This window comes from Glutamicibacter sp. NPDC087583 (assembly GCF_044743685.1).
GTDB lineage: Bacteria > Actinomycetota > Actinomycetes > Actinomycetales > Micrococcaceae > Glutamicibacter.
Genome location: NZ_JBIUWY010000001.1, coordinates 504,558 through 519,483 on the forward strand (window position 1 = coordinate 504,558; position 14,926 = coordinate 519,483).

Annotated in this window: 9 protein-coding genes and 4 tRNA genes; 9 read left to right on the forward strand and 4 right to left on the reverse strand. The window is 57.6% G+C overall.

The window, feature by feature from the left end:
• Position 1 precedes the first annotated feature (1 nt).
• Positions 2–1,312: a phosphotransferase gene (locus tag ACIOU9_RS02490; protein ID WP_105657502.1), complete on the reverse strand. Its 1,311-nt coding sequence runs from the start codon at positions 1,310–1,312 to the stop codon at positions 2–4.
• A 166-nt stretch (positions 1,313–1,478) separates the two neighbouring features.
• Here ACIOU9_RS02490 and nudC point away from each other — a divergent pair, with 166 nt between their 5' ends.
• The 3 genes from nudC (at position 1,479) to ACIOU9_RS02505 (ending at position 5,265) form a co-directional block, all read left to right on the forward strand.
• Entirely contained in the window at positions 1,479–2,408 is a 930-nt protein-coding gene (gene nudC / locus ACIOU9_RS02495; protein WP_105657501.1) for an NAD(+) diphosphatase, read from the forward strand.
• Positions 2,405–4,528, forward strand: coding sequence for an ATP-dependent DNA helicase UvrD2 (locus ACIOU9_RS02500; protein WP_105661506.1), 2,124 nt, complete (start codon positions 2,405–2,407; stop codon positions 4,526–4,528). Before nudC ends, ACIOU9_RS02500 begins: the two co-directional genes overlap by 4 nt.
• Before the next feature lie 125 nt (positions 4,529–4,653).
• Entirely contained in the window at positions 4,654–5,265 is a 612-nt protein-coding gene (locus ACIOU9_RS02505; RefSeq protein ID WP_105661505.1) for a M48 family metallopeptidase, read from the forward strand.
• 61 nt (positions 5,266–5,326) lie between these two features.
• Here ACIOU9_RS02505 and ACIOU9_RS02510 read toward each other — a convergent pair whose 3' ends face one another.
• Positions 5,327–6,754 (reverse strand): zinc-dependent metalloprotease, encoded by a 1,428-nt coding sequence (locus tag ACIOU9_RS02510; protein WP_105661504.1) that lies wholly within the window; start codon positions 6,752–6,754, stop codon positions 5,327–5,329.
• Positions 6,755–7,010: 256 nt separating this feature from the next.
• Between ACIOU9_RS02510 and ACIOU9_RS02515 the strand changes: the two genes are divergently transcribed.
• The 4 genes from ACIOU9_RS02515 (at position 7,011) to ACIOU9_RS02530 (ending at position 11,892) form a co-directional block, all read left to right on the forward strand.
• Positions 7,011–8,051, forward strand: coding sequence for a PDZ domain-containing protein (locus ACIOU9_RS02515; protein WP_133833706.1), 1,041 nt, complete (start codon positions 7,011–7,013; stop codon positions 8,049–8,051).
• A 130-nt stretch (positions 8,052–8,181) separates the two neighbouring features.
• Positions 8,182–11,217, forward strand: coding sequence for a UPF0182 family protein (locus ACIOU9_RS02520; RefSeq protein ID WP_105657496.1), 3,036 nt, complete (start codon positions 8,182–8,184; stop codon positions 11,215–11,217).
• Between the two features lie 62 nt (positions 11,218–11,279).
• Positions 11,280–11,353 (forward strand) — tRNA-Met (locus ACIOU9_RS02525).
• A gap of 465 nt (positions 11,354–11,818) precedes the next feature.
• Positions 11,819–11,892, forward strand: a tRNA-Met gene (locus ACIOU9_RS02530).
• A 161-nt stretch (positions 11,893–12,053) separates the two neighbouring features.
• Here the strand turns inward: ACIOU9_RS02530 and ACIOU9_RS02535 are convergent.
• Positions 12,054–13,253, reverse strand: a complete 1,200-nt coding sequence (locus tag ACIOU9_RS02535) for an IS1249 family transposase (RefSeq protein ID WP_402695966.1) — start codon at positions 13,251–13,253, stop codon at positions 12,054–12,056.
• A 250-nt stretch (positions 13,254–13,503) separates the two neighbouring features.
• Between ACIOU9_RS02535 and ACIOU9_RS02540 the strand changes: the two genes are divergently transcribed.
• A tRNA-Met gene (locus tag ACIOU9_RS02540) sits at positions 13,504–13,577 on the forward strand.
• A 358-nt stretch (positions 13,578–13,935) separates the two neighbouring features.
• A tRNA-Met gene (locus ACIOU9_RS02545) sits at positions 13,936–14,009 on the forward strand.
• Positions 14,010–14,125: 116 nt separating this feature from the next.
• On the opposite strand, the gene ACIOU9_RS02550 is transcribed toward ACIOU9_RS02545, so the two are convergent.
• Positions 14,126–14,857 carry a PspA/IM30 family protein gene (locus ACIOU9_RS02550; RefSeq protein WP_402695967.1) on the reverse strand — a complete coding sequence of 244 codons (732 nt, stop codon included), beginning with the start codon at positions 14,855–14,857 and terminating at the stop codon, positions 14,126–14,128.
• Positions 14,858–14,926 lie beyond the last annotated feature (69 nt).

Here is a 14,926-nt window from a genome sequence, read left to right on the forward strand (position 1 = left end):
TTTACTTCTCGGCGTCCTCAACAGGCTTGTTGTTCTTTTCAGCAGGCTCAGCCGTGCTCATTGGCCGTGCGGCAGCTGACTCGGCCTCCGCTGCATCACTATCGTGTTCGGCGGCCTTGGAGGCGGGTTCATCCTTCGCAGGCGAACTGTTCTTGGCATCAGCCTGAACAGCATCAGATTTTGGCTGGTCACCAGACTCCTCTGGCGCGGCCTGGACATTGGACGCTGTGCTTCGGGGTGTTGCGGAGTTCGGCGATTCCGCTGCCAGGGGAGTGACCTTGTCGGTGTTAATGCTTGGCGCGGCGACGGCGGCCGGCTTTTCCGGAGCCTTCTGGGCCGGTGCTTCTGGCTGGGGAGCCAAAGGGCGCGGAGCTTCCACGACCGACAATGGCTGGCCACCGTACTCCGCGATGTTCTGGTCCAATTCGCGTAGCATCTCTTCGGCCTCGGCGATGCGCTCGTAGTCCTTGGAATCCAAAGACTTCACCAGCCACTGCGCCAGCGCGAATTCGGCGGCCAGCGCGGCGCGACGCATGATGTGCGGATCCGCAGCCTTGCCGCGGGCTTCGACATAGGCGGTGAAAACGCGCTCGCTGAAGCTCTGGTCTTCTATGGCCGAAAGCCAAGCGAAGTCATCAGCGGGATCACCGACGTGCAAATCTGTCCAGCCCTTGACTGCAGTGATGCTGGAATGGGAAATCTGCAGCTGCTCTTCATCGAAGTCGCCGTGAACTACGGCAGCGTTGAAACGCCACAGCGCCACGTCCTCCATGGCGTGTTCCCAACGGCGCAGTAAACCGCTTGGCACCTTGCCCGTAGCCGCGGCCGTATCCAGTTCGTTGAGTTTGCGCTGTCGAATCTCGTCGGCAGTGTAGGTCGGCAGGCCTGCCACTTCAACAGCTTCATCTGGGATCTGGTGGATGGCAGCCATGCATTGGCCCAGCGACTTGGCCAGGTTGCTGCCGACATCAACCAATTCATCGAGGGTCGGAACGTGTCCGGGCATATCCTTGTAGACAAAGGTGCGCAGTGGGCCCTGGCGCACGGTGCCGGCTACGGCAGGCAAGGAAAACGGCAGTGAAGCGCGGACCTTGGCGGAGAAAGCGCGCAAGGCCGAAAGCTCTGCTTCCAGACGCATGCTTGCCTCGTCATGCCGAGGTGAACGAACGCGCCAGCGATGCTTGAGTGCGTCGACGATCAATGCTGAGTCAAAATCTTCTGCATCGTCGGACAGCGCCGCGAAGCCTACCGGAGTCAATCCGGGGACGGCGGCGGTGGCAATTGCGGCGAGTTCCATGGCAGTGCGTTTCACAAGTTCCACCGTATGCGAGATTCCCTTTTCTATCGTTGAATGACGCACGGAATATGGCGGGATTCACCGGCAACATTCAGAGTTGCGACGAATCTCATTGATCAACAGCTATCCACATTGAGCAAGCATCAAGATTCTGGAGCGCTATGTGCATTAGGTTAGAGGTATGGCTCTGGCAGAAACTTATCGAACCCCACTTACCGGACTTCACTTCGGACAGTCTCTGATTGAGCGCCCACTGACCGAAAAGCAAGACCCGATGCTTTTGCCTGGCCTATTTAAGCAGCGCAGCACCAAGGTGCTGCTGATCAGTGGTGGTGGCGCGGCAACTATCGGCTCTGATCTCTTCTTTCTCAACGGCACGGACTACCTCGCAAAAGACTCCGAGCGCCAGGTGTACCTGGGGCGTGCATCAGGCACGGAATACGTTCTGGCTCTCGTTGATGCCGAGGACTATGCCTCCAGCGGCATCGAGCGCTGGACGACGCTACGTGAAGGCTTCAACCTGCTCAATGAACTGCATGCAGAACTCTTCGTTGAAGCGCAGGCGATCGCCAATTGGATCCGTTCAGAGAAATTCTGCCCACGCTGCGGTTCACCCGTTAGGGCTGCCACCTTCGGGTGGGGCCAGCGTTGCGTGAACAATGACCACGAGCTTTTTCCACGTACCGACCCGGCAATCATTGCCTCGGTGATCGACAGCCAAGATCGATTGCTGCTCGGATCCAACGCCACCTTCAAGCACCGGATGTACTCGGTGCTTGCAGGATTCGTCGAAGCAGGGGAGTCCCTAGAGTCTGCTGTGCGCCGCGAGATCTTTGAAGAATCCGGTGTGCGTATTGGAGAGGTCGCCTACCGCGGTTCCCAGCCCTGGCCAATGCCGCGATCGCTGATGCTCGGTTTCGCTGCTGAAGCCTTGAGCGAAGAGCTGGTTCCGGATGGTGCAGAAATCATGGACCTTCGCTGGTTCACACGAGCCGAACTGCGTGAAGCTCTGGAATCAGGAACAATAGATATACCGCGCGGAGTCTCGATAGCCCACGCATTGATCCGTACCTGGTACGGCGAACCCCTTCCGGAGGCCCTGAGCAAGTGACCGAATACGACAATCCGCCAGCAGACAATTTGCTGGCGGGACTGGATGCTGAACAGCGGCAAGCAGCTGAAACCCTCAGCGGTCCACTGTGTATTCTGGCGGGCGCAGGAACCGGCAAGACCAGAGCAATTACCCACCGGATCGCCCACGGCGTGCATACTGGCATCTACAACCCGACCAGTGTTCTCGCGCTGACTTTCACCACGCGTGCAGCTGCGGAGATGCGTACCCGCTTGCGTCAGCTCGGCGCACCCGGCGTGCAGACGCGTACCTTCCACGCAGCTGCCTTGCGCCAGCTGCAGTACTTCTGGCCGCAGGCCGTTGGCGGTACCCTGCCGAACTTGGTAGAACACAAGGCCCCGCTCATTGCGGAGGCGGCGCGTCGCCTGCGCATTTCCAGCGACCGCGCCATGGTCCGTGATCTGGCTGCGGAAATCGAATGGGCCAAGGTCTCCATGCATACCCCGGAAAGCTACGCCAAGATTGCGTCTTCCCGAGAACTGCCCAACGGTCTCGAAGCAGTGAGCATGGCCCGCATCTTCCAAACCTACGAAGAGCTCAAAGATGACCGCGGAGTTATCGACTTTGAAGACGTACTGCTGCTGACCATTGCAATTCTTGAAGACAATGAAAAAGTCGCAGCCAGTGTACGCCAGCAGTACCGCCACTTCGTCGTCGACGAGTACCAGGACGTTTCGCCGTTGCAGCAACGGCTCCTGGATCTCTGGCTTGGCCAGCGCAACGAACTGTGCGTGGTGGGCGATGCCTCCCAGACCATCTATTCTTTCACCGGTGCACGCCCAGACTTCTTGCTGAACTTCGGCACACGGTTTCCGGAAGCAAAGGTCGTGAAGCTGGTACGCGATTACCGCTCCACTCCTGAAGTCGTGAACCTGGCGAATAAGGTGCTTGCTAATCGGCGCATTGAATCCCAAGTCCCTGACCGTAACGTGACCTGGCCCGAACCACTGGAACTCATCGCGCAACGCGATCACGGTCCGGCCCCTGAATTCTTTGAAGCGACGGATGACGAAAATGAAGCCGAGGAAGTCGCCCAGCGCATCAAGCAGCTGCTCAAAAACGGCCAGGACATCTCCGAGATTGCCATCTTGTACCGCACTAACGGGCAGTCCCAGGCTTTTGAGCAAGCACTGACGGCGTATTCCATCCCCTACGTAATGCGTGGTGCCGAGCGGTTCTTCTCCCGTCGCGAAGTCAAGGAAGGGATGCTGGCCTTGCGGGCCGGCTTGAGCGTCGCCGCAGATACTCCGGTTGCGCAGATGGTGCGCGATGTGCTCTCCTCGCACGGCTACTCGGCGAATGCCCCAAGCGGCGGCACTGGTGCGGTGCGCCAGCGTTGGGAATCGATGTCGGCACTGGTTCGCCTGGCCGACGAAGTCGTTGCGCTTAAAAAAGAACAAGACATTGATGCCACATTGCACGATGTGGTCAAGGAATTGGAAGACCGCGCAGCGATCCAGCACGCGCCAACTCTGGATGGCGTCACCTTGGCATCATTCCACGCAGCCAAGGGGCTGGAATGGGATGCTGTATTCCTGGTTGGATTGAACGAAGGCCTGGTCCCGATCTCCTATGCCAAGGACCAAGCGGGCTTCGATGAAGAACGGCGGCTGCTGTACGTGGGTATTACCCGCGCACGGAAGCACCTGTACCTGTCCTGGTCGCTGGCAAGGACCCCGGGCGGACGCGCGCACCGATACCCATCACGATTCCTCGATGGAATTAAATCGGTACGCCAAGCCAGCAGCAGGCAGCAGACCACCTACCGCAAACGCGAACAGAAAATCACGCCCGCAGTCTGCATGACCTGTGGATCCTTCTTGACCAGTGCAAAAGAGCGAAAGCTCAAACGTTGCGCCTCGTGCCCTGCTGCCTATGATGAAGCGTTGTTTGAGACTTTGCGTGAATGGCGATCGGAGGTTGCCCAATCCAACGCGGTCCCGGCATTCGTCATATTCACCGATGCAACCCTCATGTCCATCGCGGAGCACCAGCCGGATTCAATCCAGGGATTGTCGAAGATTCCCGGGGTGGGACGTAGCAAGCTTGAACGATATGGCGAGGCGGTGCTTGCGGTCGTTGACGAGCGCCGCGCATAGGGTTCTCCACAAGTTGGCGAATTGGTCCGAAGCTGTTCAGGCTAGGACGTAGCTTAGAGATCACGTAGTGAGCGGACAGGAAGGTCCCCGGCCGCTGCCATAGATGAGGAAAGAGGCGCAATGCAATGCCAGCTTTTCCAAACACCGTCGACTTCGTCGCGCCGGATGAGATTCCAGTGCGGGTTCTCCGCTCGGCCAAGCGCAAGAAGACCATTTCCTCCCAGTGGCGCGATAACCGGCTGATTATCCAAGTCCCTGCAGCGCTGGACGAAAAAACGGAACGCGCTTTCGTTGATGAGATGATCTCGAAGTATCGCAAGGGACGCCAAGCGCGTACCGCGGGTCATACCGATGATGCGCTGGAGCGCCGAGCGGCATCTCTTGACCAGCAGTACTTCGCCGGCGAAGCCGCGCCGCAATCCGTGCGTTGGGTAGCCAACCAAAATAAGCGTTGGGGTTCGGCTTCATATCGGCAGCGCAGTATCCGCTTATCGGTCACGTTGCAGCATATGCCCAGCTGGGTGCAGGACTATGTTCTAGTCCACGAGCTTGCGCATCTGGTGGTCCCGCGGGCCGGCCACGGACCTAGGTTCCAGGCTTTGCTGAACCGGTTCGAACGCCGAGCGCAGGCGGATATTTTCTTGGAGGCATTCCACGCAGGCTACAACGCTCACGCCAAGGAATTGGGCCGGGCCCAGGATGAACTTTCGGGTTTCGGCCATGACGAGGAACAGTAGCTCAATGCACGAAGGAGGGATGTGCACTCGTGCACATCCCTCCTTCGAGGTTTCGATCTAATCAGTTCTTCGGATCCTCTGGATTCCCTGAACCGTCATCGCCTTCGGCTTCGGGTTCAGCGTTGTCGAAGCCGCCGTCCAGAAGCTTACCCAGTGCTGCGTCAAAGTCGTCGAACTCGGTCGCGGCAACTTCACGGCGATGCGTGAAGCCCTTGGGATCGGTGAGGTCTTCCGCGGTAGGCATCAGATCTGGGTGATCCCATACGGCATCACGGCCCTCGATTCCACGTTCGTCGTACAAGTGCTCCCACAGGGCAGCCGCTTCGCGCAGCTTGCGTGGGCGCAATTCAAGGCCAACCAGAGATGCGAAGGCAGTCTCAGCTGGGCCACCCGAAGCTCGGCGGCGACGCATCGTCTCGCGCAGGTGACCAGCAAATGGAAGGTTCTGGGCGGCCAAGGAGACCACATGATCAACCCAGCCCTCGATCAATGCCAACGTCAGTTCTAGGTTTTCTAGAGCCTTCTCCTGAGCGGGGGTGCGCTGCGGGGTGAACAATCCTTCACCCAGCATCGACTGCAGCGCTTCAGGGTTGGACGGATCGATACCGCGTACTGCTTCTTCAATGCGCGACATGTCGATATGGATGCCCCGAGCATAGGATTCCACGGCACCAATCAACTTGGAGCTTAGCCAAGGGACCCGGTTGAACAATCGTGCGTGTGCGTTCTCCCGCAGAATCACATACAGCAGGACTTCCTGCTCTGGGATTTCAAGGCCATCGCCGAACTTGCTGACGTTGGCCGCGATAATGCCTGGAGTGGTTCCTGCCAAAGGCAGGCCGATATCGGTGCCGCCAAGCACATCGGTTGCCAAGCCGCCCAGTGCAGTGCCCAGCTGCATGCCGAACATGCTGGCTCCGAGATTGCGGAACATGCCATCGGAATTGCCGAGCATGCCCTTCATCTCTTCGGGGATCTGATCCTTCATCGCGGTGGTGATTGCGTTAGCTACCGACTCGGCAACAGGCTCGGTGACCTGCTTCCAGGTGGCCAGGGTCTTGTCATACCATCGTTTACGAGTCCATGCCTCGGTCGAGCGGCCGTTCGACTCGAACACCGTAGCGTTGTTCAGCCACAGTTCAGAAAGGTTTGACGCATCGCTGATGGCGTTGTTGCGCGCGTCCGATACCGCCGGATCATCGCTGGCATATGCCTGCAAAGCGGTGTCGGATGCAAGCTTCCAGTTCACCGGACCGGAAGACGCGTTATTGCTCATCATCGCGGACATCATGGCCTGGGCCTGCTGCATCATTTTCTGCATCGCAGCCGGATCGCCTTGAGCACCAAGGGCATCACGAAGCTGCGGCGGGAGGTCATTCGGGTCGAATCCGCCACCGAAGAGCTGACCAAACATTGCAGAAAATGGGTCCTGCGGATTGTTTTCGTCGTCATCGCCGTTAGGGCGGTTATTCGGGGGGTTCTGTGCCATGCCTTTAAAACTACCGCGAGTAGCTGATAGTTCCCATGAATCTGGGCTTCAGTTCGCTTTCGGCACATCGAATACGCCTTGATGCTGATGCTTTTAAACCCAGGGCTTCAGTAGGCTAAGGGTGGGGATGTCTGCAAGGACGGATCCGCGTATTTTTTGACAGTTGGCGGGAGCAGGATCAGTGCACGTACAGGAACCACAAGACTCGACTTTGGAGCCAGGCGATTCCAGCCGCACTCCGCGAGGTTCCAAAACCATGAAACGCACCAGCTCCGGCGTCGTTGCGCTCCTCCTGATCGGCGTCATGATGTTTCTCCCGACGAATTTCATGATCCGGTCGCCTGGCCCAGTGTTTAACACTCTTGGCGAGGACAACGGGCACGATGTGGTCTCCATCAAGGGAGCCCAGTCATACCCTTCGGAGAGCGTCTTGGATCTGTTGACCATTTACGTCCAGGGTGGCGGGCAGAACCGAATCACCATACCTGTCGTACTTGAAGCATTGGTCAATTCGGCCAAGGATCTAGTTCCTGAAGAAACCATCATTTCTCGTGGTGTCTCTTCGGAAGAGAAGAATGAACAAAATGATTTCATGATGACTTCATCGCAGGACTTGGCTGTGGCAGCGGCTTTGGCCGAGCTGGATCAGGGCTTTACCGAGTGGCTTACGGTCGCTGAGTTCTCCACCGGCACGAATGAAAAAGTGCTTGAGCCCAAGGATCGCCTTCTGAAATTCGAAGGAGAGCAGATCACTTCGCTGGAACAGCTGAAGGAAGAACTGAATTCCCGCGGTGCAGAACCAGCAATCTTGACCGTTGGCAGACCGGATAAGCATGGCGTCTACAGCGACGTAGATGTCACTGTGAACACCAAGGAAGCCGAGAATGGCGAACGCCAGTTGGGTGTCTTCCTGGGCAACGAATACGAGTTCCCTATCGATGTGAGCTTCGGGTTGGAAAATGTTGGCGGTCCCAGCGCCGGCATGATGTTTGCCTTGGCGATCATTGACCGCCTGACGGAAGGCTCATTGGCGGGAGACCACCACATCGCAGGTACCGGTGAGATTTCAGCCGATGGCAAGGTCGGTCCAATCGGTGGAATCGCCCAGAAGATGGTGGCGGCGAAGAATGCCGGAGCAACCGTCTTCTTGGCCCCAGCCGACAACTGCGCTGAAGCCATAGGGCGTATTCCTGCCGGACTGGATGTCATCAAGGTTGCAACCCTGTCAGAAGCTCGCCAGGCATTGGAGAAGATCGCCGCAGGTGAAGACCCGGCGACTTTCACGACATGCGAATAGATTTAGCCGGGCATCAAGGGAAGAATGTGATGCAAGGAAACCAGTCTCGTACACAACGCCCGTACAAGAATTAGGTACACGAGTTCTCTTGTTGGGAACAACGGGAAGAACCCAAAGTAAGGAATAGATAGTGTCTTTCGGATCGGATAGTCCGTTCGGGGGTCCGCCGCGGCCCCAAGAACCACAACGACCTTCCAACCCTTCGGGCAAGAAAGCCTCGCCGCTGACCCTGACCATCTTCGCGGTGGTCATTCTCGTCGCAGTCTTCGTTTTCTTGTCGAATTTCTACGCTGATATCCTCTGGTTCAACCAGCTGGGTTTCTCCGAGGTCTACTGGACTGAGCGGATCTCCAAATTAGTGATCTTCCTGATCGCTTTGGTGCTGATGGCGGTTCCAATGTGGTTCTCGATGCGCAGTGCCTACAAGCACCGCCCTGTCTATGCGCCAAACTCGACCCGACCTGATTCCATGTCGCGCTACCAGGCCCAGCTGGAACCAGTCCGCCGATTCCTGATGGTTGGCATTCCATTGGTGATCGGCATTTTCGCTGCCGTTGCCGTGGCCGGACAGTGGCAGACCATCTTGCTGTTCTTCAACCAGGTCGGTTTCGGTAGCACTGACCCCCAGTTCAACATGGATCTGGGCTTCTTCGTTTTCTCCCTTCCATTCATCGCACTGGTCAACGGCTTCCTGATCTCGGTCGTGCTGCTCAGCGGCGTGGCTGGTCTGCTGACCCACTACCTCTACGGCGGAATCCGCGTTGAAGAGCGTGGCGGCATAACCGTTGGCAAGGCCGCTCGGGTGCACACCGCAGTTGTTGTCGGAGTCTTCTTGATCTTCCAGGCTGTGAACTTCTGGATCGGCCAGTACGAGACCCTCACCGACCAGTCCGGCCGTGTCGCCGGTGCACTGTACAAGGATGTCCACGCTGTCATCCCTGCACAGATGATTCTGGCCATTGTGGCAGTCCTTATCGCCATCACCTTCGTGATTGCGGCAATCAACGGTCGCTGGCGTTTGCCATTGATCGGCACCGCCATGCTGGTAGCAACGATGATCGTTGCCAGCGGCGTCTACCCGTTCCTGATCCAGCAGTACAAGGTGGTCCCTTCCCAAAGGGCGTTGGAGAGCGACTATATTGAGCGCAACATCGAAATGACGCGCTTGGCTTTCGGTCTCGACGATGTCGAAGTTACTGACTACGATGCGAAGATCTCGACTGAGAAGAATGCGCTGGCCGAGGAAACCTCAACCACCGCGAATATCCGCCTGCTGGATCCAAACCTGGTTTCGGCTGCTTTCGCGCAGCTGCAGCAGTTCCGCGGCTACTACACCTTCGCCGAGACCCTTAACGTCGACCGTTACGAGATCGACGGCAAGGTGGAAGATACCGTTATTGCGGCCCGTGAAGTGAACGTGGACCCAACCGACACGTGGGTGAACCAGCACATCAACTACACCCATGGCTACGGCCTGGTGGCTGCCTACGGTAACCGCGTGGCTGCCGGTGGTCGTCCGGACTTCATGCTCGGTGGCATCCCGACCTCCGGTGATTTGATTACCGACGAGGATTACGAGCCGCGGATCTACTTCGGTGAGAATTCTCCGTCCTACTCCATTGTCGGCGGGCCGGATGAGGGATGGACCGACCAGGAACTTGACCGTCCAGGTACCGGTGGCGAGAACCAAGACACCCGCTATACCTTCCAGGGCGATGGCGGTCCGAACGTTGGCAACATGTTCAACCGCTTGGTCTACGCACTGAAGTTCGCCTCCACTGACCTCTTGCTCTCACAGAACGTCAATAGCGAATCGCAGATCCTCTACGATCGTGATCCTCGCGATCGCGTGAGCAAGGTTGCTCCGTACCTGACGCTGGATTCCCAGGCTTACCCTGCCATCATTGATGGCCGCGTGCAGTGGATCATCGATGGCTACACCACCTCCAACGACTTCCCGTATTCGCAGCAGCAGCAATTGGACTCGGCAGTGACCGACTCGCTGACTAATGCGCAGGACCTGTCTTTGACCGGCCGCGTGAACTACCTGCGCAACTCGGTGAAGGCCACCGTCGACGCCTATGACGGAACGGTCAAGCTTTACGCCTGGGACACCGAAGACCCGATCCTGCAGTCCTGGCAGAAGGTCTTCCCTACGGCATTGAACCCGTTGGATGACATGTCGGCTGAGTTGATGGAGCACGTACGTTACCCTGAGGACATGTTCAAGGTGCAGCGCGAAGTGCTAACCACCTACCACGTGGACAACCCGGACGCGTTCTACGAGTCCAACGACGCGTGGGCTGTGCCGGATGATCCGACCTCATCCGCCGCTGGCGTGAAGCAGCCGCCATACTTCATGTCCTTGAAGATGCCGACCCAGGATGAAGCGTCGTTCTCGCTGACCTCGACGTTTATCCCTGCTGCCGCGGCCAACGGCCAGCAGCGCAACGTGCTCTTCGGCTTCCTTTCGGCCAACGCCGATGCCGGCTCCGAACCTGGGGCGAAGGCCGAAGACTACGGCAAGCTGCGCCTGCTCGAGCTGCCACGAGATACTGCGGTTCCTGGCCCAGGCCAAGCACAGCAGAACTTCGATACCAACACACGCGTGACCACTGAATTGAACCTGCTGCGTCAGGGTGCTTCGGAGGTCAAGAACGGCAACCTGCTGTCGCTGCCAGTTGGCGGCGGTATCCTCTACGTTCAGCCGGTCTACGTTCAGTCCTCGGGACAGACCAGCTACCCGACCTTGCGTAAGGTCCTGGTTTCCTTCGGCGACAAGGTTGGCTTCGCCGATACCTTGGCTGAAGCACTGGATGAGGTCTTCGGCGGTGAGTCCGGTGCAGTGACTGGTGAGACCGAAGGCGTTACGCCAGAGGATGATCCAAAGGGCGAGAAGGAACCAACCAAGACTGATACCCAGAAGCTCTCCGAAGCTCTGGCTGATGCGAATGAAGCCATCAAGAATGGCCAGGAAGCGCTGGCCAAGAGCGACTTCGGAGCCTACGGCGAATCGCAGAAGCAGTTGGAGGATGCCTTGACCCGCGCGATGGACGCAGATGCGGCCATCAACGGCACCGAGGTTGACGGGGATGTGAAACTGGACGACGGACAAAATCAGGACGCAGCCCAATCGCCAGCACCCCAGGACGGTGCTGAAGGCTAAGCACTAGCATCAGCTGACCGATTTGCTTTCACTCCGCGATGATGCAAGAATTATCTAGTCATCGCGGGGTGGAGCAGTTCGGTAGCTCGCCGGGCTCATAACCCGGAGGTCGCAAGTTCAAATCTTGCCCCCGCCACGAATGGCAAAATGGAGATCCTAACGGATCTCCATTTTGCGTTAATCTGCAAGTTGCCCGTTGCCGGATCAGTACCCGTGAATTGATGCGGGAACTGCCGTCAACCCATGTACGGGAAGGGGGCGGTCGCCGGCATATGTGTAAGTTGGGGCCGAAGGCTGACGCAGTTCCAGGCCTACCGCAGGGCCCCGGGCGCTGGAAGGCCCGAGAATCTTCCCCTGAGCGGGCTAGGGTGATCGCAGCAGACTCTCAGGCACCTTGTGGCGACGGGCTACCCGCCGGAGTGTGCAATCATGCGGCGGAAGACCCCTGGGGTCTTTGAAACCCGGGTAACGCCGGGCCAAGGCATCTGGATATAACCAAAGGATAATTCGGATCAGGTCGGACATTTAGGCGTAGTGCGATTAAGGACACTCTTTTCGATTCGCTATTGAGTTCACCAGTTGGTAATGTTGTATTTACCGACGCGGGGTGGAGCAGTTCGGTAGCTCGCCGGGCTCATAACCCGGAGGTCAGAGGTTCAAATCCTCTCCCCGCCACGAAAGTGGAAACGGAGATCCGGAAGGGTCTCCGTTTTTGGTTTAACCGGACTTCTCAGGCCTGCGCCAATGGGCGACCGTGGCGTTTATTTTGGGCTATAGGCAATAAAGTGTGTCTGACCCGGGCGTGTTCCCGGGCCAGACAACCTTAAAACCCTGCTCTAGTAGATATTCCTCATCCACTCACTGCGAATGAATTGCCCATCCTCAGTGCTGGCGCCAGTGCCATAAAGCTCCGGGCCGATTGGTGCTTCATCAACTATGTGCTGCGCCTTCTTCTTCGCTTCGGGAGTGTAATGCTCCGGGCGCAACAGTGTCCGCAAGGCCGGGTGGTTCCCGTCATCCGCATGCGTCCAGCAGAACCACTCGCACGCCCGCCGGCGATGCTCAATGGGCATCCCTCGGTGATAGAAAATCATGGCCCGGATGCCGGAGTTCACCGCACCTTCAATCATGTTCGTCGTCGCGTTGATCCCCAAGCCGTTCAGATCTGTATCCAGGTAGGTGAACAGGTGCCCGCGTCGCAGGGCGTTATTCATGGACTCGTAGGCGCTGCGTAGCCGATCGTGGGTGTACCACCACTTGCGGTTGCGTCGCAGGCCCCGCGGCCAGGCACCGGACCAGTCAGCAGCGTAGGTGCGTTCATTGATCAGCTCGTGGTTTTCGGCATGCCACGCAGCGAAGGCGGCAATCCATTCTGCTGCGGCTTCCTGCGTCCGGATTTTCGTGAGTTTCAGGCTCAATCGACGTAATGACTTCCCTGCAGGCAAACGCGGATTCAGGGTCAGGTAGGTGCGCACGTTGCGCTGGATATGCACCAAGCAGCGTTGAATTTTCACGTTCGGCCAGAACTCTTTGAGCGCTTTCATCAGGCCTGATCCGCCGTCGGTCACCACGACTTTCGGTCCGGGGAAATGCTGCAGCAACACGGTCCAGGCCTCGGCTTTTTCGCGGTCGCACCACTGCCATCCGATGACACGTCCGTGAGCGATGGCGATCAGCAGGCACCAGCCTTGGCGCAGATAGATGCCGTCGACTTGGATCTCGTCGAAGACTTCGCCGGTGTGATGCAGGTAGGGGTGCACGTTCCAGCACCAAGCGGTCTGATGCCGGAAGGTGCGGCCGGTTCCGCCGCCGAATTCGGCTTGGGAATGTTTGCTCATCAGCCAGGTGACGAAGCCGGTGAGTTGGTTGCGGGCGGTGGTGTCTTCGCGTTTGAAAACGGTGCTGGCATTGCAGGTGATGCAGCGCCAGCGCTGGGTTCCTTTGGAGGTGGTTCCGTTTTTCTTCAGTCGGGAATGACAGATAATACAAGTATGGGATTGTCCAGTAAGCTTCACACTTATGGATTCAATACCCATGTGAACCTTGATCCTGCCCCGGCTGTCCGGGGCAGGATCAGGTTTTCAGACACACTTTATTGCCTATAGCCCTTTATTTTTATTCAAGCTCGCCGGATGGGTCTGAAAAGCTTTCCCTTCATCCGGGGGAGAGCCTGTGCAGAGTTGGGCGGTTGCCCCCGCTTCGCGAGCCGGGGGTGTCCTGGTGATGCAATGCACTATCCCAGGATTGGCCAAGTCATTCACTGATTGGTAATGTTGTATTTACCGACGCGGGGTGGAGCAGTTCGGTAGCTCGCCGGGCTCATAACCCGGAGGTCAGAGGTTCAAATCCTCTCCCCGCCACGAAAGTGGAAACGGAGATCCGGAAGGGTCTCCGTTTTTGGTTTAATTGGATTTCTCAGGACGGCGCCAACGGGTGAGCGTGGCCAAGCGCCAGTAGGCACATGATCGACTTCCCGATGGGGGAGCAACTAATATGTCCGCATTCACTGGGCCGAGGCGGACAGGCAGCGGACCCATGGCGTTGATTTTGTTTCGAGCCCGCCGGATGGTCCTGAAAAGCTTTCCCTTGACCCTGTGGAGATGCCGTGGGGAGTGGGGCGATTTCCCCGCTTCATGAGCCAGGGGTCTCTTGGTGACGCAATGCACTATCCCAGGATTGGCCAAGTCATTCACTGATTGGTAATGTTGTATTTACCGACGCGGGGTGGAGCAGTTCGGTAGCTCGCCGGGCTCATAACCCGGAGGTCAGAGGTTCAAATCCTCTCCCCGCCACGAAAGTGGAAGCGGAGATCCGGAAGGGTCTCCGCTTTTGGTTTAAGCATTAAAGAAGTTGGCTGGCAATGCTTTCGCACTGCCAGCCAATTGACACAGTTCAGAGAGCAGAAAGTTTAGCTCTCCAAAGCATCGGTTTGTTTGGCCTTCAGAGCGGCCAGACGGGCTTCCACCTCGGTCTGCTCACCCAGATCTTCCAGAGACTCGAACTGGGAGTCCAGGCTTGATGCCTGCAATTCTGCAGCACCGCGAACGCGGGCTTCTTCGCGACGAACCTTTTCTTCGAAGCGACCAATTTCGCTGGACGGATCCATGATGTTCACGGACTTGATGACTTCATTGACCTGGTTTTGAGCGTGTGCCGACTTGGAACGGGCGACCAGCTCGTCGCGCTTGCTTGCCAGTTCGGTACGCTTTTCCTTCATCATGTTCAAGCCGCTTTTGAGCTTGTCCACGATCTCGCGTTGCGAAGCGATCGTCGGCTCGGCGGTCTTCATCTCGGACTCGGCCTGCATCTGGCGCTGGATGGCGACCTTAGCCAAGTTGTCGAACTTCGAGGCATCATCGGCATTGCCTGCAACACGGAACTCTTCTGCCTTGTTGGATGCTGCCAGAGCCTTGTTGCCCCACTCGGAAGCTGCCTGCTCGTCTTCGCGGAAGTCGTCTTCCAGCATGCGCAAGTTGCCGATGGTCTGGGCAATCGCCTGCTCTGCTTCAGCAATATTGTCGTTGTAGTCGCGCACCATCTGATCCATCATTTTCTGGGGATCTTCAGCTGAGTCGAGCATTGCATTGATATTGGCCTTGGCCAACTGGGAAATGCGTCCGAAGATTGACTGCTTGATCATGGTTGGACCTTTCTGTCCGTCAAGAAAACACTATGAACTTGAAACCTTCTGGTGAAACTGGTCCGGCAA

What these genes read in the sequence shown, in the direction of transcription:
- nudC (WP_105657501.1), top strand. Translation starts at nt 1,479, where the DNA reads ATGGCTCTGGCAGAAACTTATCGAACCCCACTTACCGGACTTCACTTC.
- ACIOU9_RS02515 (WP_133833706.1), top strand. Translation starts at nt 7,011, where the DNA reads ATGAAACGCACCAGCTCCGGCGTCGTTGCGCTCCTCCTGATCGGCGTC.
- ACIOU9_RS02505 (WP_105661505.1), top strand. Translation starts at nt 4,654, where the DNA reads ATGCCAGCTTTTCCAAACACCGTCGACTTCGTCGCGCCGGATGAGATT.
- ACIOU9_RS02535 (WP_402695966.1), bottom strand. Translation starts at nt 13,253, where the DNA reads ATGGGTATTGAATCCATAAGTGTGAAGCTTACTGGACAATCCCATACT.
- ACIOU9_RS02550 (WP_402695967.1), bottom strand. Translation starts at nt 14,857, where the DNA reads ATGATCAAGCAGTCAATCTTCGGACGCATTTCCCAGTTGGCCAAGGCC.
- ACIOU9_RS02510 (WP_105661504.1), bottom strand. Translation starts at nt 6,754, where the DNA reads ATGGCACAGAACCCCCCGAATAACCGCCCTAACGGCGATGACGACGAA.